The organism is Verrucosispora sp. WMMA2044, from assembly GCF_027497155.1.
In the GTDB taxonomy this organism is placed as follows: domain Bacteria; phylum Actinomycetota; class Actinomycetes; order Mycobacteriales; family Micromonosporaceae; genus Micromonospora; species Micromonospora palythoicola.
This window is the reverse complement of record NZ_CP114913.1, coordinates 2,611,374-2,630,582: the sequence shown is the minus strand read 5'-3', so window position 1 is coordinate 2,630,582 and position 19,209 is coordinate 2,611,374. Positions and strand designations below refer to the sequence as shown.

General features: G+C 71.6%; 18 protein-coding genes. 10 read left to right on the top strand and 8 right to left on the bottom strand.

Features of this window, described 5'->3' with window-relative positions; genetic code table 11:
- Position 1: 1 nt before the first annotated feature.
- The 8 genes from O3597_RS11880 (at position 2) to O3597_RS11845 (ending at position 9,606) form a co-directional block, all read left to right on the top strand.
- Complete coding sequence (locus tag O3597_RS11880) at positions 2-1,282, top strand: ABC transporter substrate-binding protein (RefSeq protein WP_281604181.1); 1,281 nt, start codon at positions 2-4, stop codon at positions 1,280-1,282.
- Between the two features lie 174 nt (positions 1,283-1,456).
- Positions 1,457-2,068, top strand: coding sequence for a TetR/AcrR family transcriptional regulator (locus O3597_RS11875; protein WP_216592413.1), 612 nt, complete (start codon positions 1,457-1,459; stop codon positions 2,066-2,068).
- 66 nt (positions 2,069-2,134) lie between these two features.
- Positions 2,135-5,041 (top strand): LuxR family transcriptional regulator, encoded by a 2,907-nt coding sequence (locus O3597_RS11870; protein WP_281604180.1) that lies wholly within the window; start codon positions 2,135-2,137, stop codon positions 5,039-5,041.
- Positions 5,042-5,225: 184 nt separating this feature from the next.
- Entirely contained in the window at positions 5,226-6,197 is a 972-nt protein-coding gene (locus O3597_RS11865) for an ABC transporter substrate-binding protein (RefSeq protein WP_164447085.1), read from the top strand.
- 78 nt (positions 6,198-6,275) lie between these two features.
- Positions 6,276-7,067 carry an ABC transporter permease gene (locus O3597_RS11860; RefSeq protein ID WP_235944652.1) on the top strand — a complete coding sequence of 264 codons (792 nt, stop codon included), beginning with the start codon at positions 6,276-6,278 and terminating at the stop codon, positions 7,065-7,067.
- On the top strand, positions 7,064-7,891 hold the full coding sequence (locus O3597_RS11855) for an ABC transporter permease (protein ID WP_281604179.1): 828 nt from the start codon (positions 7,064-7,066) through the stop codon (positions 7,889-7,891). The genes O3597_RS11860 and O3597_RS11855 overlap by 4 nt, the downstream gene beginning before the upstream one ends.
- Entirely contained in the window at positions 7,884-8,684 is an 801-nt protein-coding gene (locus O3597_RS11850) for an ABC transporter ATP-binding protein (protein ID WP_281604178.1), read from the top strand. The genes O3597_RS11855 and O3597_RS11850 overlap by 8 nt, the downstream gene beginning before the upstream one ends.
- Before the next feature lie 37 nt (positions 8,685-8,721).
- Complete coding sequence (locus O3597_RS11845) at positions 8,722-9,606, top strand: PaaX family transcriptional regulator C-terminal domain-containing protein (RefSeq protein ID WP_281604177.1); 885 nt, start codon at positions 8,722-8,724, stop codon at positions 9,604-9,606.
- Here the strand turns inward: O3597_RS11845 and O3597_RS11840 are convergent.
- From O3597_RS11840 to O3597_RS11825, 4 genes are all read right to left on the bottom strand, one after another.
- Complete coding sequence (locus tag O3597_RS11840; RefSeq protein WP_164447082.1) at positions 9,603-11,129, bottom strand: long-chain fatty acid--CoA ligase; 1,527 nt, start codon at positions 11,127-11,129, stop codon at positions 9,603-9,605. The two genes, O3597_RS11845 and O3597_RS11840, sit on opposite strands and share 4 nt — an antisense overlap.
- 61 nt (positions 11,130-11,190) lie before the next feature.
- Entirely contained in the window at positions 11,191-11,643 is a 453-nt protein-coding gene (locus tag O3597_RS11835; RefSeq protein WP_164447081.1) for a MaoC family dehydratase, read from the bottom strand.
- 16 nt (positions 11,644-11,659) lie between these two features.
- On the bottom strand, positions 11,660-12,541 hold the full coding sequence (locus tag O3597_RS11830; protein WP_281604176.1) for an amidohydrolase family protein: 882 nt from the start codon (positions 12,539-12,541) through the stop codon (positions 11,660-11,662).
- A gap of 24 nt (positions 12,542-12,565) precedes the next feature.
- Complete coding sequence (locus O3597_RS11825; RefSeq protein ID WP_164447080.1) at positions 12,566-13,492, bottom strand: SDR family NAD(P)-dependent oxidoreductase; 927 nt, start codon at positions 13,490-13,492, stop codon at positions 12,566-12,568.
- A gap of 83 nt (positions 13,493-13,575) precedes the next feature.
- On the opposite strand from O3597_RS11825, the gene O3597_RS11820 reads away from it, so the two are divergent.
- Entirely contained in the window at positions 13,576-14,043 is a 468-nt protein-coding gene (locus O3597_RS11820) for a MarR family winged helix-turn-helix transcriptional regulator (protein ID WP_164447079.1), read from the top strand.
- A gap of 53 nt (positions 14,044-14,096) precedes the next feature.
- Here O3597_RS11820 and O3597_RS11815 read toward each other — a convergent pair whose 3' ends face one another.
- The 4 genes from O3597_RS11815 to O3597_RS11800 are packed head-to-tail and all read right to left on the bottom strand — an operon-like array spanning position 14,097 to position 17,776.
- Positions 14,097-15,527, bottom strand: a complete 1,431-nt coding sequence (locus O3597_RS11815; protein WP_281604175.1) for a DUF6351 family protein — start codon at positions 15,525-15,527, stop codon at positions 14,097-14,099.
- Between the two features lie 31 nt (positions 15,528-15,558).
- The gene (locus tag O3597_RS11810; RefSeq protein ID WP_281604174.1) at positions 15,559-16,512 is read right to left on the bottom strand and encodes a PDR/VanB family oxidoreductase; all 954 of its coding nucleotides are present in this window, start codon (positions 16,510-16,512) and stop codon (positions 15,559-15,561) included.
- The gene (locus O3597_RS11805; RefSeq protein WP_164447074.1) at positions 16,509-16,736 is read right to left on the bottom strand and encodes a hypothetical protein; all 228 of its coding nucleotides are present in this window, start codon (positions 16,734-16,736) and stop codon (positions 16,509-16,511) included. The genes O3597_RS11810 and O3597_RS11805 overlap by 4 nt, the downstream gene beginning before the upstream one ends.
- Positions 16,733-17,776, bottom strand: a complete 1,044-nt coding sequence (locus O3597_RS11800) for an aromatic ring-hydroxylating dioxygenase subunit alpha (protein WP_281604173.1) — start codon at positions 17,774-17,776, stop codon at positions 16,733-16,735. The genes O3597_RS11805 and O3597_RS11800 overlap by 4 nt, the downstream gene beginning before the upstream one ends.
- Before the next feature lie 143 nt (positions 17,777-17,919).
- On the opposite strand from O3597_RS11800, the gene O3597_RS11795 reads away from it, so the two are divergent.
- Entirely contained in the window at positions 17,920-19,191 is a 1,272-nt protein-coding gene (locus O3597_RS11795; protein ID WP_281604172.1) for an MFS transporter, read from the top strand.
- Positions 19,192-19,209: the final 18 nt, after the last annotated feature.

The window sequence follows — 19,209 nt, the reverse complement described above, 5'->3', positions numbered from 1 at the left end:
CATGCGAAGCACGGCACGACGCGGTCTCGTGATCGCCACCACCCTCACCCTGCTGCTCACCTCCGCCGCCTGCGGCGCCGACGACGATCCCGGTGCGGGGGCGGCGGTGCCCGGGGTCACCGACACGGAGATCGTCGTCGGCACCCACATGCCGCTCACCGGTCCGGCGTCCGCCGGCTACTCGAAGATCGCCCCGGCGACGAAGGCGTACTTCGACTACGTCAACGCCAACGGCGGTGTGCACGGCCGCAAGCTCACCTACAAGATCGTGGATGACGGCTACAACCCAGCCACCACCCAGCAGGTCGTCCGGCAGCTCGTGTTGCAGGACAAGGTCTTCGCCATCCTGAACGGCCTCGGCACACCGACCCACACCGGCGTGCTGGACTTCCTGCACACCAACCGGGTGCCCGACCTCTTCGTCGCCTCCGGCAGCCGCAACTGGGACCAGCCCGACCGCTACCCGAACACCTTCGGCTTCAACCCGGACTACACGGTCGAGGGCAAGATCCTGGCGAACCACGTGAAGAGCGCCCTGCCCGGCCGTAAGGTGTGCTTCCTCGGGCAGGACGACGACTTCGGCCGCGACGCGTTGGCCGGCGTGGAGAAGGTGCTCGGTGCCGACGGCGTGGCGGCCCGTCAGACGTACGTCACCAGCAACACCAACGTCGCGCCGCAGATCGGCGCGTTCAAGGCGGCCGGCTGCGAGGTGGTCATCCTCGCCACCGTGCCCGGCTTTACCGCTCTGTCGGTCGGCACCGCCGCCCGACTGGACTTCAAGCCGCAGTGGGTGGTGTCGAACGTGGGCGCCGACCTGCCGACGCTGTCCCGGCAGCTCGGCGACGCCGCCGGACTGCTGGAGGGGCTGATCGGCCTGAACTACCTGCCGATGCAGGGCGACAGCGACGACCCGTGGATCCAGCTGTTCACCAAGGTGAACGCGGAGCACAACGGCGGTGCGGAGTTCGACGGCAACACCGTCTACGGCATGGCGGTGGGCTACCTGTTCGTGCAGGTGCTCCAGGCCGCCGGCAAGGACCTCACCCGGGAGTCGCTCGTCGAAGCCGTCCGCAAGGGTGGTTACCAGGGGCCGGGTGTGGCGCCGTTGCGGTTCTCCGCCACCGACCACTCCGGCTACGGCGGTGGCCGGCTGAGCCGGGTCGAGGGGGGAGAACAGCGCTACTTCGGCCCCACCTACGAGACCGACGAGGCCGACGGGCCGGTCAACGAGTACGCCGCACCGCCGGTACCGCCACCGGCCAACGGCGTGCCGAGCGCCTGATCCGCTCACCCGGTGTGCGCCGCCCGGGCGGCGCACACCGGGCGCGGTGAGCGAACCGGTCACCGCGAGCGCGGCGGCCCGGCCGGGTCCCACGAGGCTCGTCCGGGCCGGGTCCGGTCAACGCCTAGACTCGGCACGCACGCATGCGACGCCAGGGTGAGGGGGACGGCGGGGATGGTCAGTGCCGAGGCGGCCGGCCGGGTGGACGGGCGCACCGCCCGGGCCGAGCGCACCCGGGCGGCGATCGTCGAGGCGCATCTCGCCCTCATCTCCGAGGGCGACCTGCGCCCGACCGGTGAGCGCATCGCCGAGCGGGCCGGCATCTCCCTGCGTACGCTCTGGACGAACTTCAAGGACATGGAGACCCTGTTCGAGGCCAGCGGGGCGGAACTGCTGCGCCAGCAGGACGCCGCCTGGCGGCCGATCTCACCCACGTTGCCGCTGACCAAGCGGGTCGACGCGTTCTGCCGGCAGCGGGCGAAACTGCTGCAACTGATCGCGCCGTCGGCCCGGGCCGCGCAGATGCGTGAGCCGGTTTCCGCGCAACTGCGCCGCAACCGGCTCAAGCACATCGCCCGGGTACGCGACGAGGTCGAGCAGTTGTTCGCCGACGAACTGGACCGCGCCGGATCGGCCCGGGACCAGCTGGTCAACGCCGTGGTGGCGGCGTGCACCTGGCCGGCGTGGTCAACCCTGCGCGACGGCCTCGGGCTGGGCGTGGACGCGGCCCGGGCGGTGATGGCCCGCACCGTCGGCGCGCTGCTCGCCGAGCCGGCCGACCGCTGACCCCGGGCTCCCGCCACCCGACAATTCCCTCTTCTCAAGCGCCGACGCTTAGGCGAGACTCGATGCATGGTTAATGCATCAACGGTGCAAATAGATGTGCTACGGGGCCGGCAGGCGGAGTGTCGGGAGATCCGCAGGCTGCTCGCGGCATCGGCCGGGGGAGCGCTGCTGCTGCACGGCGAGCCCGGCTCCGGGCGCAGCACGCTGCTGGCGTACGCCCACCGGCACGGTCGGGATCGTCGCCTGCTCGCCGCCACCGGCCTGCCCGACGAGGCCACGCTGCCCTACGCCGGGTTGCAGCGGCTGCTCGGTCCGGTGCTCGACGGCGCGGGCGCGCTGCCCGAACGGCACCGGCAGGTGCTGGGCCGGGCGATGGCCGGCGAAGGCTGTCGCGACCAGGACCAGCTCGTGCTCTCCCACGCCGTGCTCGGTCTGCTCACCGAGGCCGCCCACGACGGTCCGCTGCTGTGCACCATGGACGACCTCGACGCGGGCGACGCTCCCACCGCCCGGTTGCTGACCCTGGTGGCTCGACGCCTGCCGCACCTGCCCGTCGTCCTGCTGCTCGTCGCCGGCAGCGACAGCGGGGCGGACGCGATACCCCACCACCGGCTGTTGCCGCTCGACGAACCGGACAGTCACGCCCTGCTGGCCGCTCGCCGCCCGGGGTCGCCACCACCGGGCCCGGTGCTGGCCGGGCTGAGCGCCCTCGCCGCCGGGAACCCGCAGGCCCTCGTCGACCTCGCGGACTCGCTGACACCCGGCCAGTGGCAGGGTGCCGAGCCCCTGCCCGCGGCTGTGCCGGCCGACGGCGACCTGGGTCGGGCGTACCGTGGACTGCTCTGCCGCCTGCCCGGCGACACGCGGCACGCGCTGCTGCTGGCCGCGCTCGCCGCCACCGCCCCAACCCACCCGAGCCCGGCCGACCAGGCTCACGTCGTGGATCCGGTGACGCTGGGCCGGGTGCTGGGCACGGCCGGCGGCAGTGTCGAGACGCTCGCACCGGCCGAGGCCGCCGGCCTGATCCGGCTCACGGCGGCGGGTGGCGCCGCCTTCCCCCGACCGCTGGTCCGCGCCATGGTCGAGGCCACCGCCTCCGTTGCCGCACGGCGCGACGCCCATCTGTTGCTCGCCGCCGCGTTCGAGGGCACCGGAGCCCGGTTGCGTCGGGCGCTGCACCTGTCGGCGGCGACCGACGGACCGGCACCGGCGCTGGCCACGGAGTTGGCGGACGCTGCCGGCGACCGTGTGGACCCCTCCGCCGCGGCGACGGCGCTGGCCCGGGCCGCCGAACTCAGCGACGATCCGGTGCTCGCCGCCGGCCGGCGGATCAGCGCCGCCCGACACGCCTGGCAGGCGGGCGAACCCGACCGGGCCCGCGCGCTGCTGCACCACGTCGCGGATGCACCCATCGGTCCGCCTGCCGTATCGCCGGACGGACGTGGCAACGGAACCGGTGCGTCGCGGCACGAGGTGTCGCCCGCACCGGCCGGACCGGGTGCCGGCGGCGACGTGGTGTGCGATCGGGGGATCGCCGCCATCCGGGGCCTCGCCGAACTGCTGCGTGGCGAGATGCGGCTGCGCTGCGGACCCGTGCCGGCCGCGCTGCCGAACCTGCTGGCCGCCGCGAGCACGCTTGCCGACGTCGACCGCGAGTCGGCGCTTGTCGCGTTGGTCCGTGCCGGTGAGGCCGTCTGCTACTGCGGTGACCAGTACCGCTACGCGGAGGTGGCCCGCCGGACGGCGGCGCTTCGGCACGAGGGGGATCCGCCGTGGGTAGAGCTGCTGACCACCCTGGTCGCCGGAGTCGCCGCGACGCTGCGTGGCGAGCACGCCCACGGTGGGCCGCTGCTGCGTCGGGCGGTGGTGCTCGGTGGCCGGCTGACCGGTGCCGCGGCAACCCCTACCGCGTTGACCGGCGCGGCCGTGGCCGGTCTGCTGGTCGCGGTGGACGCCGCGGCGTACCGGCTCGCCGACCACGCCGTCGAACGTGCCCTCGACCGGGGTGAGGTGTCCATGCTGCCCAGGGCGCTCGAACTGCGGGCGATGAGCGAGTACTGGCTGGGCCGCCACGAGGCCGCGACGAGCAGCTGCCGGGAAGGGCTGCGGGTGGCGCGGGCCGCCGGCCAGCACACGAGCGTCGGCGTACACCTCGGTCTGCTCGCCGTGCTCGCGGCCGTACGGTCCGACCGCGACACCAGCCTGGGTCACGTCGCCGAGCTGGGCGACGCCGCCGTGCCGGGCAGTCGTCCGCACGCCCTCGCCCAATGGGCCCTCGCGTTGCTGGACCTGGCCGAGGCCAGGTACGCCGACGCCGCCGACCGGCTGGCCGCGCTGGCTCGCCCCGGTACCGGGCGCGGTCAGGTGCTCGTCCAGGTGATGGCCACGCCCCACCTGGTGGAGGCCGCCGCGCACGACGGTCGGCACGCCCGGGCCAGCGCGGCGCTCGCTGTCTTCGACAGGTGGGCCGGCAGCACCGCCAGCCCGCTGCGCCGGGCGCTGTCGGCCCGCTGCCACGCCCTGCTGGCCCCGCGCGGCAGCACCGAGGCCGAGCAGCATTTCCGGGCCGCGCTGTCGCTGCACCCGATCGATGCCGCCACCTTCGAGCGGGCGCGCACCGAGCTGCTCTTCGGCCGGGAACTTCGCCGCGCCCGCCGCCCCCGGGAGGCCCGCGATCACCTGCACCGGGCCCGGCAGACCTTCATCCTGCTCGGTGCGCAGGCGTGGGCCCGGCAGACGACAGTGGAACTGCGCGCGGCGGGGGAGTCCGTCGGCCCGCCGGACCCACACGCCGTGCGGCTGCTCACCGGCCAGCAACTGCGGATCGCCCACCTGGTCGCCGCCGGCGCCACCAACCGGGAAGTGGCCCGGCAGATGTTCCTGTCCACCCGAACCATCGACCATCACCTGCGCAACATCTACCATCGGCTCGGCATCCGGTCCCGCACCGAGCTGGCCCGCGCGTTGGGTTGACGTACCCAAACCGATATTCAATCGATTCATGACGGGCGTCAGAATTTCTTGACATTCGAAGGTCGGTGGCCGACGATGGCCAACACGGCCGGGTGATCTCACTCACATCGAGCCCGCCGTAGGTCTGAAGGCGCCCGTAGGTGTTGACGCGCCCACCACCCCCGCCCCAGGAAGGGCCTTGTCGATGAAGAAGGTATTCACGCTCGGGCTGATCGCCAGCGTCGCGATCGCGCTCGCTGGATGTACGGACTCGGATGCCACCCCCTCGGGAGAGGACAGCGGCGAACTCCGCCAGGTTCGTGTCGCGGCCCTGCCGATCACCGAGACCGCCGCGTTGTGGGGCGGCATGAAGGCCGGCATCTTCGAAAAGCACGGACTCTCGGTCGAGGTGCTGCCCGCCCAGGGCGGGGCCCAGGCCATCCCCGCGCTGATCAACGGCGACATCGACTTCGCCATCGGTCAGCCGTTCGGCCCGTTCCGAGCCGACCTGCAGGACCTCGGCGTGGTGATCATCGGCAACTACGCGTCGTCCTACGCCGAAGGCGACGACATCAACGCCGTGGTGGCCTCGGCCAAGTCGGGCATCACCCGGCCGGCGGAGCTCGCGGGCAAGCGAGTGGCGGTCAACAGCCTCGGTGCGGCCGGCGACGTGACGATCATGGCCGCGGTGGAGAAGGACGGCGGTGACCCGTCCACGATCAAGTTCGTCGAGGTCGCCTTCCCCGACGTCCCGGCGCAGCTCGAAGCCGACAACATCGACGCCGCCTGGGTGCCGGAACCCTTCGTCACCCAGCTGCGCAACCGTGGCGACACGTTCGTCGTCGCGCCCTACCAGGCCGTCGCCCCCGGGCTCGCGACGCTCACCGCCATCACGACCAAGGAGCAGATGGACTCCGAGGCCGAGCTGGTCGCCGACTTCACCGCGGCGATGAAGGAGACCCTCGCGTGGGCGCAGGACTCCGCCAACGAGGCGGCCGTCCGCCAGGCGATCAAGGACAACCTGGAACTCCCGGAGCCGGTCGCGGACTCGGTGAAGCTGCCGCGCTTCGGTTGGGAGCTGGACCGGGCGAGCCTGGAGTCGCTGGCCACGCTCGCCGGCAAGTACAAGGTGCTCGATCAGCAGCCCAACTTCGACCGCCTCATCCAACAGCAGTAGTAGCCGGCGCGGTCCCGCCCTTCCCGGTCACCGGCCGGGAAGGGCGTCGCCGCCGACCACGGGAGCAACATGCACGTCTTGTCCCTCCGACGTCCCCGTTCGCTGCGCAAGGTGATGCTGGGCGTTGTCGGGCTGACCGGGTTCCTCGTCGTCTGGCAACTCGTCCCGACCCTGGGCCTGATCAACTCGCAGTACCTGCCGTACGTGACCGACGTGTTCGCCCGGCTCGCCGAGGAGTTCCGTGACCTCGCCTTCTGGCGGCGGCTCGGATACACCATGACCTCCTGGGCGATCGGTCTGGCCGTGGCCACGGCCGCCGCGGTCGTCCTCGGCACGATCGTCGGCCTGGTGCCCTTCCTGCGCCGCGCCACCCACACGGTGGTGGAGTTCCTGCGGCCCATCCCGTCGGTGGCGCTCATTCCCCTCGCCGTGCTGTTGTTCGGCATCCAGATGCAGGCCGCCCTGCTCATCATCATCTACGCGTCGTTCTGGCAGGTCTTCGTGCAGGTGATCTACGGTGTCGCCGACGTCGACGCGGTCGCCCGGGACACCGCCCGCAGCTTCGGACTCACCCGCCGCGAGCGGTTGTCGTACCTGGTGCTGCCGACCGCGCTGCCGTATCTGATGACGGGCGTCAGGCTCGCCGCGGCGGTCGCCCTGATCCTCGCCATCACCGCCGAGATGGTGATCGGCAACCCCGGTCTGGGGCGGATGATCGAGCTGTCCCGCTCCGCCGGTGACGCGGTCGGGCTGTACGCCTTCGTGGTGGTCACCGGGCTGCTCGGGCTGCTGGTGAATCTCGTCTTCCGGTTCATCGAACGACGTTCGTTGTCGTGGCACCAGTCCGTACGCGGTGAGGAGGTCCTGTGACCACGCACACCGGCCGGATCGGCTACCGGTCGTCGCCCGGGTGGCGCCTCGGACGCCGGGTCGCCGCGGGTTTCCTCTACCCCCTCGGGCTGCCCTTCCTGCTGCTGGTGATCTGGGGGCTGGCGTCGAGTTCGTCGACGAACCGGTTCTTCCCCGGACCTGTCACGATCTTCGAAGCCTTCCGGGAGACCTGGGTCGGCCCCGCGTTCGTCGACGACGTGCTACCGAGCCTCTACCGGCTCGCCCTCGGCATCGCGGCCTCGATCGTGATCGGCATCGCCGCCGGCACGCTCATCGGACTGTTCCAGTGGCTACGGGAACTGCTCGAACCGCTGCTGGAGTTCTTCCGGGCCATCCCGCCACCGGTGCTCATCCCGGTCGTGATGCTGCTGCTCGGCATCACCGACACGATGAAGGTGGTCGTGATCGTCTCCGGCGCGGTCTGGCCCATCCTGCTGAACACGATCGACGGTGTCCGGGCCACCGACAGCGTGATGTCCGAGACCGCCGACTCGTTCCAGATCACCTGGTGGGAGCGGCTCCGGTTCCTCGTGCTTCCGGCGGCCAGCCCGCGGATCATGACCGGGGTCCGGCAGGGGCTCTCGGTCGCGCTGATCCTGATGGTCATCTCGGAGATGTTCGCCTCGTCCGCCGGACTCGGCTACCGGATCGCCTACTTCCAACGTAACTACCTCATCGCCGAGATGTGGAGTGGCATTCTCCTGCTCGGCCTCGTCGGCGTGCTCCTCGCCGCGACCTTCGGGGTCGTCGAGCGACGGGTGCTGCGCTGGTACCACGGAATCAGGGAGGTCAACCGTGCCTGACCAGAGCACCCTGCTGCGGGTGGAGCACCTGCGCAAGGTCTACGAGTCCACGAACGGCGATGTCGAGGCGATCGGTGACATCAGCTTCACCATGCGCTCCGGTGAACTCGTCTGCATCGTCGGGCCGTCGGGCTGCGGCAAGACCACCCTGCTGAAGTGTCTCGCCGGTCTGCTCCGGCCCACCAGCGGTCTGGTCGAGATGGACGGGACGCCGGTGACCGGTCCGAGTCCGGCGATGGCCGTCGTCTTCCAGGAGTACGGCCGCAGCCTCTATCCGTGGTTGACCGTCCGGGGCAACGTCGAGCTGCCGCTGCGGCACAAGCGGCTGTCCCGCCCCGCCCGGGACAAGCTCGTCACCGACGCCATCGAGGCGGTCGGGCTGGCGCACGCGGCCCGCAGTCACCCGTGGCAGCTCTCCGGTGGCATGCAGCAGCGGGTGGCGATCGCGCGGGCCATCGCGTACCAACCCGAAGTGCTGATCATGGACGAGCCGTTCGCCGCGGTCGACGCGCAGACCCGCGCGGACCTGGAGGATCTCGTCCGCGAGCTGCACACGACCCGGAAGATCTCGGTTCTCTTCGTCACCCACGACATCGACGAATCGGTGTACCTGGGGGAACGGGTGCTGGTGTTGTCCGCGTCGCCGACCTGGGTACAGGAGGATCTGACCGTCGACCTGCCGCCGGAGCGCGACCAGATCACCACCCGGGCGCTGCCGCGCTTCACCGAGCTGCGCACGCATGTCTACGACCAGATCCAGCGTGCGAAGCGCGGGCAGACCGTCGCCCCGTGACGGTGCCGAGGGGCGGATCCGCCCGAGGGGGAGGGCTGTGCGCAGTCGTCAGCCGAAGCAGCTGCTGCTCGCGTTCTTCGGCGAGCACGTCGTCGACGATGACCCTGGCCCGATCCGCGCCAGCGTCCTGATCGGTGTGCTCGAAGGAGCCGGCGTCGCCGCACCGGCGACGCGGGCGACCCTCGACCGGTTGGTGCAGACCGGCATGCTCGACCGGAGCAAGAGCGGTCGGGAGATCCAGTTCTCGCTCACCGAGCACGGGGTGGCGGTGCTGCGGGAGGCCACCGCCCGCGTCCGTGGCCCGCGCCCGTTCGATCCGCAGGGCACCGGCTGGACCCTCGTCACGTTCACGATCCCCGAGGGGCAGCGGACCCTGCGCCACCGGTTGCGTTCCACCCTCACCTGGGAGGGTTTCGCGCCGCTGCGCGACGGGCTCTGGCTGGCACCCGGCGAGGTCGACCTCGCCGGTTCGTTGGAGCCGCTGTGCCAGGACCTTCCTCCCCAGACGGTCATCGCCTTCCACGCCCGGGAACTAGCCGGCTTCCCGATCGCCGACAGCGTCCGCGCGGCGTGGGACATCGAGGCGATCCGGCGCGAGCACCTGGCGTTCATCGAGGTGTGGGGCGACCCTGGCGCCGCGACCCAGGCGGCGAGCGCGCTCACCGTACGCACGATGCTGGTGGCCGACTGGCTGGCGTTGCTGCGCGCGGACCCGAGGCTGCCCCGCGAGTTCATGGACGCGCAGTGGCCGGCCGAGCGGTCGACCCAGGTCTACCGGCGGATGCACCAGCGGCTGGCCGCGGCCTCCGCCGAGGAGTTCGCCGCTCTCGTCGGCGGTAGCAGCACCGGTGCGGTGTCCAGGAACATCGGTGGTGTGGCGGCGCGGGCGGGCGGCGACCCGGCCCGACGCGGTCGGGCCTAACGCGCGAACCGGCTCCGCAGGTCGGCCTTGCGCACCTTCCCCGACGCCGTGCGGGGCAGCTCGTCGACGACGACCACGTTCTTCGGCACCTTGTAGCGGGCCACCCGGCCGTCGAGGAACTGGCGCACCGTCGCCACGTCGACGGTGGCGTCCTCGCGCACCGTCATGATCGCCCACGGCACCTCGCCCCACCGCGCGTCCGGTACGCCGATGACCGCCACCCCGGTCACCCCGTCGATCTCGCCGAGCAGGACCTCGATCTCGGCCGGGTAGATGTTCTCGCCCCCCGAGATGATCATGTCCTTGAGTCGGCCCGAGATGTAGAGGTAGCCGTCGGCGTCGAGGTATCCGAGGTCGCCGGAGCGGAACCAGCCGTCCGGGGTGAACGCCTCGGCCGTCGCCTCCGGCAGTTGGTGATAGCCGGGGAAGACGTTCGGGCCGCAGATCTGGATCTCACCGATGCCGTCGTCGGCGATCGGTGCGCCGTATTCGTCGGCGATCCGCACGCTGGTGAAGAAGTGCGGCAGGCCCACGCTGCCCTGCTTGGCGCGGGTCATCGCGGGGGGCAGTGACGTCGCGCCCGGCGACGCCTCGGTCATGCCGTAGCCCTGCGAGAACGACAGGCCGCGCTCCTCGTAGGCGTTGAGGATGCGGGTCGGCACCGCCGAGCCGCCGCAGGTGAGCTTGCGCAACGTCGACAGGTCGGTGGCGCTCCAGTTCGGATGGTCGGCCATCAGCTGGTAGGTGGTCGGTACGCCGCTGAGCATGGTGACGCCGTGCCGCTCGATCTGGGCGAGCGCGCGTCCCGGCTCGAAACCCTTCTCCAGCACCAGCGTGGCGCCTTTGAGGATGACCGGCAGTGCTCCCATGCCGAGGGACGCGACGTGGAACAACGGCGAGATCATCAGCGCGACGTCGGTCGAGACGACGTCGTAGTCGACCACGCAGTTGAGCGCGACCCAGGTGAGGTTGCCGTGGGTAAGCACGGCACCCTTGGCCCGCCCCGTCGTGCCCGAGGTGTAGATGATCGCGGCCGGGTCGTCCAGGCTCACCGCGACAGCGGCGCTGGCGTCCGCGGCGGTCGTGCCCAGCAGCCGGGTCAGTCCCGGCTGGTCGGCGGTGCCCTCCCCGGTGACGACGACGCGGGGGGACGGCCCGGTGCCGATGGCGGCGGCCACCCGATCGTCGAACTCGGGATCGTGGATCAGCACCCGCGCGCCGCAGTCGGTGAGCACGTGGGTGACCTCGGGCGGTGCCAACCGGGTGTTGACCGGCACGAAGACCGCGCCCAGCCGCGCCGCGCCGAACATCACCCGGAGGAAGTCCGGACTGTTCTCGCCCAGATAGGCCACCGCGTCGCCCCTGCCGACGCCGAGGCCGCGCAGCAGCGCCGCGACCCGGTCGGTGCCGTCGGCGAACTGGCGGTACGTCACGGTGGCGCCCTCGCCGTGGACGAGGGCGACCTTGTCGGGGGACTTGAGTCGGCGCTTGGCCAGCCAGGCGCCGATTCCCTGTTCGTGCATCAGCGGACTCCCGGTGGTGGAGGATGGTGCGTCGATGCGTGGCCGGCCGGTCCGGTGACCGTCAGGCGTAGAAGCGGTACAGGCCGCGCGCCACCACGGCGGGCTTGGTGCCGCCGTCGATCTCGATCGTCTGGTCGACGGCGATCTGGTAGCCGCCGGTCACCTCGACGACCTCGGCGACCGTCGCGGTCATGCGGACCCGCGAGCCGACCTTGACCGGGGCCGGGAAGCGCACCTTGTCGAGGCCGTAGTTGACCTTCGTGGTGACCCCCTTCACGTCGAGCAGCTCGGTCCAAAAGGGCACCGCCAGGGAGAGCGTGAGGAAGCCGTGCGCGATGGGTGCGCCGAACGGCCCGTTCTTCGCCCGCTCGGGGTCGACGTGGATCCACTGGTGGTCGTCGGCGGCGTCGGCGAAGAGGTTCACCTGATCCTGGGTGACCGTCCGGTAGTCGGTGTAGCCGAGGTCGGTGCCGGCCAGGTCGGCGAGCTGTTCGTAGGTGATCGTCGTCGTCATGAGCGTCCTCTCGTCGTCAGCTGGACAGGCCCAACAGCCGGACGGCGTTGTCCTTCAGAATGCCGGGGAGCACCTCGGGCTTGAGGTCGGTGCCGCGTACGTCCCGTAGCCAGCGGTCGGGGGTGAGCAGCGGGTAGTCGGTGCCGAACAGCACCCGGCGCTTGAGCAGTGAGTTGGCGTACCGTACCAGCTCGGCCGGGAAGTACTTCGGGCTCCAGCCGGACAGGTCGATCCAGGTGTTCGGCTTGTGCGTGGCCACCGACAGCGCCTCGTCCTGCCAGGGCACCGACGGATGGGCCATGATGATCTGGAGGTCGGGGAACTCGGCCGCGACGGGGTCGAGCAGCATCGGGTTCGACAGGCCGAGCCGGAAGCCGTAGCCGCCCGGCATGCCGGCACCGATGCCGGTCTGTCCGGTGTGGAACAGCGCCGGCACGCCGGCCTTCTCCAGCAGACCCCACAGCGGGGCGTACTGCTCGTCGCTCGGATCGAAGCCCTGCACGGTGGGATGGAACTTGAAGCCGCGTACGCCCTCGTCCTCGATCAGCCGGCCGGCGAGGTCGAGCGCCGCCGCCCCGGTGCGTGGGTCGACGGAGCCGAACGGGATCAGCACGTCGGCGTGCTCGGCCGCGGCACGGGCGATCTCGACGCTCGACAGCGGCTGGTGCGCCAGCTGGGTGCGGGCGTCCACGGTGAACACGACCGCGGCCATCTGGCGTTCCCGGTAGTACCGCGCCACCGCCTCGATCGCCGGGCGCGGCCCGTCGGCCTTGAAGTACTTCGACACCGCCGCCACCAGGTCGTCGGGCAGCGAGTTGTGGCCGTGCTCGTCGATCTCGATGTGCACGTGCACGTCGATCGCGGTGACGGCGTCGAGGTCGATGGCGGGCTGGTACACGATGGGGAACTTTCTTCCGGCGGGTCAGGAGCCTGCGGTCTTGAACTCCTCGGGGAGTTCCGGGAACCGCTCGCCGACGCTCTGCAGCGCCCCGGCGAACGTCGCCGGCCAGGCTTCGAGCAGAGCATCGTACGTCCAGCCGCCCTCGCGGTGGGCGGTCAGCGCCGCCTCCGGGTGGGTCCAGACCTGGAGTCGGTCGCCGCCCACCCCGATCACCTGCCCGGTGACGCCGCCGGCCGCGTCGGAGCCGAGGAACGCGATGAGACCGGCGACGTCGTCCGCCGTGCCGAAGCCGAGATCGTGCCGGAAGAACGCCGGCATCGGCTCGCCCTGCTCGGCCGCCCGCACGGCGGCGGCGAAGTAGGGAACCGTGGCGGTCATGGCGGTCGCGGCCACCGGAACCACGGTGTTGGCGGTGATGCCGGCGCGCTTGAGCTCCAGCGCCCAGGTGCGCGTCATGCCGACGATGCCCGCCTTGGCGGCGGCGTAGTTGGTCTGGCCGAAGTTGCCGCGCTGGCCGGTGGGGGAGCCGATGCAGATGATGCGGCCACCCTCGCCGGCCGCCCGCATGTGTTGCACCGCCGCGCGCACGGTGGTGAAGGTGCCGCGCAGGTGCACGTTGATGACGGTGTCGAAGTCCTCGTCGGTCATCTTCCACAGCACGGTGTCGCGCAGCACGCCGGCGTTGGTGACCAGGATGTCGAGTCGACCGAAGGTCTCGACGGCGGTGGTGACCAGCTGCTCGGCGGTCTCGGTCGGGCCGACCGGAGCGACCACCGCGGCGGCCCGACCGCCGAGCGCCTCGATCGAGGCGACGGCGTCGGCGGCGGTCTGCGCGTCGACGTCGTTGACCACCACGGCGGCGCCCTGCCGGGCGAGTTCCTGCGCGTACGCGAGGCCGAGACCGCGTCCGGATCCGGTGACGATGGCGACCTTGCCGTCCAGGGACATGGAGAACTCCTTCGTGTCCGCCCGATCTGAACACGAACCGTTGAAAATGTCAATCATTGAGGAAACTTGCTACCATCGTCGCCATGTCCGCTAGCGGGAAGACCCGGACGCCGGGGCGCGACGTTCTGCGGGACAGCGTGCTCGGCGGTGACCTGGTCTTCCTGCTGGCCCGCGCCAACGCGCTCACGCTCGCGGCGGCCAACGCCGCCCTCGCCGAGCACGGCCTCAAGGCCCGCTCCTACTCCGTGCTCGCGCTGGCCGCCGACGGGGCCCGACCCACTCAGCGGGAGCTGGCCGAGTTCCTCCGCCTCGACCCGAGCCAGGTCGTCGCGCTGGTCGACGGGCTGGAGAAGCGTCACCTGGTGGAGCGTCGCACCGACCCGGCCGACCGGCGGGCCAACGTCCTCGTCGCGACCGACGCCGGCCGGGACCTCTTCGCCCGCGCCCAGCAGGCCGCCCGTGCCGTCGAGTTGGGCCTGCTGGCCACGGTCACCCCCGAGGAGCACGAGCGGCTGGCCGGCCTGCTGCGCCTGCTCGCCTTTCCCGACTGAGCGCGGGCGGGAGGCTGCGCGCGACGGGCGATCCTCCCCGCCCACGCTGCGCGTCAGAAGCGGATCCAGGTGCCGGCGAGCGGGCGCTGCCCGACGCCGGGTTTCGACCAGTCACAGACACCGTCGGGGAAGACCGTACGCAGCCGGTCCCACTGCTCGGCGGTGAAGCGCACCCCGTACCCGGACTTGCGCAGCGGCTGGAGCTGACACTTGAGCACCGCCGAGGTCGTCGGCCCGCCCGCCACCACCCGCGGATTGCGGTGGTACGGGTAGAGCTGGTTGCACCGGGCGTCCGGGTCGAGCGTCAGCCGCTCCACGATCCGTTCCCCCTCGGGCGTGACACAGCCGTCGGCCACGCCGCGCGGTCGCGACAGCCGGGTGAGCGCTTCGGCGCGCAGGTGCGGCCGGGTCGCCGCGAGCCGGGTCCGGGCCGTCAGCCAGGCGTCCATGTCGGCCAGCGCCCGCTCCTGGAGCTTTGCGCTGGCCGCTCCTGCCGGGCCGGTCACGCTGACGTGGTTGTCGGCGTTGCCGTTGGCCCGCACCAGGCGTTCCCGCATCGTCCAGGAGCGGAACCGGTCATGGAAGTCTCCGGTGGGATCGGTGTAGCCACGGGTCTCGATGACCGGGGTCCAGCGCAGCCCGCCGTCGAACTGGTTGACCCGGCCGGTCGCGTATGCCCGGTTCAGCGCCGCGACGCTCACCGAGGTGCGTTGCGGCGTGCGGTTGCCCTCCACGTCCAGGCCGCCGAGGGATCGGGAGATCGTCCGACCGGCCGCCTGAACCAGCGGTGCCAGCGCGACCGGGTCCGCCCGGTGCTGGGCGACCACGAGTGAGATCGCGGCGACCACCGCGCCCTCGGGCCCGTAGATCGGCGCGGCGACCGAGAGGGCGTCCATGGTGACCTGCCGGTCGCTGATCGCGTACCCGGTGCGGCGCACCTCGGCCAGCCCGCGTCGCAGCCGCCCGGGATCGGTGATGGTCAGCGGGGTGTACCGCTCCAACGGCGCTGCCAGCACCTGTTCCTGCACCTCGGCCGGCGCGTACGCGAGCAGCACCAGCCCGACGCCGGTGGCGTGCAGCGCGAAGCGGCCACCGACCCGGGTGAGCACCGGCACCGCGTGCCGCCCGGCGATCCGCTCGATGAAGACGAGTTCGACGTCCTGCCGGACGGCGAGCTGGACGTTCTCGTGGGTGACCTCGTACAGGTCCTCCATGGTCGGCAGTGCCAGTTCGCGCAGCCCGAGCCCACGGGGAGCGAGGGAACCGACCTCCCACAGCCGCAACCCGATCCGGTACCGCCCGTCGTCACCGCGCTCCAACGCGCCCCAGGCGACCAGCTCGGCGACCCGGCGGGACGCGGTGGGCAGCGGCAGTTCGGCCCGCCGGGCCAGCTCGCTGAGGGTCAGCGCCGGGCTGGCCGGGGTGAACGCGTCGAGCAGGGCCAGCACCTTGCTGGTGACCGACCGTCCGGGCTGCGCGTCCACCCCGCCATCATGCCGACCCCGGCCCCGCCGGTCACAGCTCCAGCGTGAGCCGGGGCGTGACGGACCGCGACACACAGATCATCATGGTGTCGCCGGCGGCCCGTTCCGCCTCGGTGAGCAAGCTGTCCCGGTGCTCCGGCACCCCGTCCAACACCGGGGTCTCGCAGGTGCCGCAGGTGCCCTCCCGGCACGAGGAGAGCACCCGCACGCCGGCCGCCTCCACCGCCTCCAGGATCGACGTGCCCGGCGGCACGGTAAGCGTCCGGCCGCTGAGAGTGAGTTCCACCTCGACGGGGGCGTCCACGGCCTCGGTGGGGGCCAGCGGAGTGAAGCGCTCTACGTGCAGGGCCCCGGGAGGCCAGGTCCGGCAACGTTGCTCCACCGCCGCGATCAACGCCTCCGGCCCACAGCAGTAGACCAGCCCGTCCGCCGGCCGCCCGAGCAGCTCGTCCAGGTCGAGCAGGCCGGTCTCGTCTTGCGGATACAGGCCCACCCGGTCGCCGTACTTCTCCCGCAGGGCGTCGGCGAAGGCCATTGTGGCGCGGCTGCGTCCGCCGTACACCAGGCGCCAGTCGGCGCCGGCGGCGTCGGCGGCGGCGACCATCGGCCTGATCGGGGTGATGCCGATGCCACCGGCGATGAACAGGTAGCGCGGCGCCGCCACCAGCGGGAAGTTGTTCCTCGGCCCGCGCACCCGGACGGTCGCGCCCGGGGTGAGACGCTCGTGCACGTGCCGTGAGCCACCGCGCCCCTGCGGCTCCAACTGGACCGCGACCCGCAGGGTGGCCCGGTCGGCCGGGTCGCCGCAGAGCGAGTACTGGCGCACCAGCCCGGGCCCGAGTTCCAGGTCGAGGTGGGCACCCGGCGACCAGGCGGGTAGGTCCCCGCCGTCGGGGCGACACAGGCCCAACACGTCGACACCCGTCGCCGCCCGGTCCCGCTCGGCCACCACCAGCTCCACGCCGTCCAGGTCGTCGGCGGTCATGCCGCCACCGGCGTCCGGGTCGGTGCGGCGTGCGGGCTCGGCGCGACCACCTCCGGCGGTTGATGACCGTACGGGTGGGCGAGCAGCCACTCCCACAGCTCGACCGGTTCCTCGGCGACGCGCTCGGCACCGCAGTGGCAGATCCCGCGCAGTGTGTCGGTGCCCGGCATCCAGTGGATCCGGTAGATCCGGTCGCCGGTGAGCATGCTGGCCGGCTCGGTCATCGGGGTGCCCCCACCGTCCCCGCCTCGACCATCCGCGCGATCAGCCGTCGGGCGGCGAGCCCGCCGGTGTCGATGTTGATGCTGAGTTCCTGGTACTTGTCCGGCTCGGAGGCGATCACCTGCTCCAGGATGTTCAGCGCCGTCACGTCCTGCATGACCACCGTGCGGTTGCTCTGGTGCAGGTACTCGCTCACCGACTCGTCGTCGATGGCGAAGTCCCGGGCCACCGCCCAGAAGTCGTAGGTGGTGTGCTCCGTCGACGGCGTGATGGCGTACACGATCTCGGCGTGGAAGGCGTCGCTGTCCTCGCCCTCGGCCGGCGGGTAGAGGCCCTGCGGCGCGATCCGGCTGTGCAGCAGGTACAGGCACGGCGGGTGGTACTCGATGTCCTGCCAGCGGGTGATTCGGCCCTGGATCCCTGTCGACTTGGCGTAGAACGGCGGGCACTCGGCGTCGTCCATGTGCCGGCTGACGTAGACGATGCCCCGCTCCTCGTCGACCTCGGTGGTGATCGGCGTGTTCGCCACCTCCGGCGTGCCGATGTAGCCGCCGTGCAGGTAGGTCTCGTGGGACAGGTCCATCAGGTTGTCCACCAGCAGGCTGTAACGGGCGTTCAGCGGCTCCATCCCGCGGACGACCGCGTACCGGGGGTTGTCCAGCCAGGGCGCGCGGGGAATGGTGGTCGGGTCCGCGCGGTCCCGGTCGCCGATCCACACCCAGATCAGCGAATCCTGCTCCACCACCGGGTACGAGGCGACCCGCGCGGTACGCGGGATACGTTGCTGACCGGGTACGAAGACGCAGGTGCCGGTCTGGTCGTAGGTGAAACCGTGGTAGCCGCAGACGATGGTGTCGCCGTCCAGTCGGCTCTCGGAGAGCGGATAGCGGCGGTGCACGCACCTGTCGGCCAGCGCCACGGCCTCCCCGGACTCGGTGCGGTAGAGCACCAGCGGCTCACCCAGCACGGTGCGGGCGAGCAGATCCCGCCCCACCTCGCTGCTGTAGGCCGTCACGTACCACTGGTTGCGGGCGAACGCCATCGTGACCCAACCTCTCTCGGGACGGGAGCGGGGTGCGGTCGGATGATCCCGTGATCCGACCGCTGATCGGCAGCGTCTATTTCACTCAGTGAAAGGCCGTGCGGCCTTTCGCCGGTCGCCGCGACGCTGCGATGATCGTCGGCGTGACGGGGGTCGAGGAACCAGTGCGTACGGATGCATCACCCCGCCCGGACGAGGGCGGGCTGGGGGGCCGGTTCTGGCGGCTCTGGTCCGCGTCGGCGGTGTCCAACCTGGCGGACGGGATCGTCAAGATCGCGCTGCCGTTGGTCGCCGTCGGCTACACCCGCTCACCGGTGCTGGTGGCCGGGGTCGCCACCGCGTTCAGCCTGCCCTGGCTGCTGTTCGCGCTGCCGGCCGGCGCCCTCGCCGACCGGCTCGACCGGCGTCAGGTGATGCTCGCCGCCAACGCCCTGCGCGCGGTTGTCGTCGGCGGGCTGGCGCTCGCGGTGGCCTTCGACGCCGGGTCAATCTGGCTGCTCTACCTGGTGGCGCTCGGTCTCGGCATGGCCGAGACCCTCTACGACACCTCCGCCCAGTCGATCCTGCCGCAGGTGGTCACCCGCGACCAGCTACCCCGGGCCAACGGCCGACTGGCCGCCGTGGAACTCGCCGCCAACCAGTTCGTCGGCCCACCACTCGCCGGCTTCCTGGTCGCCGCCGGGGTGGCCCTCGCGCTCGCCGGGCCGGCGGTGCTGTGGGCGCTGGCCGTCGCCGCGCTGCTCCTGGTCACCGGCCGGTTCCGGATCGAACGCGACACCCCGACGACGATGCGCGCCGACATCGCCGAAGGGCTACGTTTCCTCTGGCGGCACCGGCTGCTGCGCACCCTGGCCACGATGGTCGGGACCAGCAACTTCATCACCAGCGGCATCTTCGCCGTGCTGGTGCTCTACGCGGTCGGCCCCGACTCGGCCATCGGCCTCACCGAACCCGGGTACGGCCTCCTGCTCACCACCATCGCCGCCGGCATCGTGCTCGGCTCGATCGCCACCGCACGGATCGAACAACGGCTCGGGCGGTCCCGCACCCTGGCGCTTTCCGTGCTGGCGATGGCCGCCGTCGTCGGCGTACCGGCGCTGAGCATCAACCCGTACGTGATCGGCGCGGTCTTCTTCGTCGGCGGAATCCTGCTCGCCACCTGGAACGTCATCACCATCTCGCTACGCCAGCGGATCACCCCGGACCGGCTGCTCGGCCGGGTCAACAGCGGCTACCGAATGCTGGCCTGGGGAAGCATGCCGGCCGGCGCGCTGGTCGGCGGTCTGCTGGCCGAGGTCTTCGGCCTCCGCGCGGTCTTCGCCATCCTGGGCCTGCTGACGTTGACCCTGCTGCTCGGCATGTTCGTGGTCACCGACGTCAACATCGACGCCGCCGAGAGAGACGCGAGCAACTGACCGCTTGGGGGACGGCCG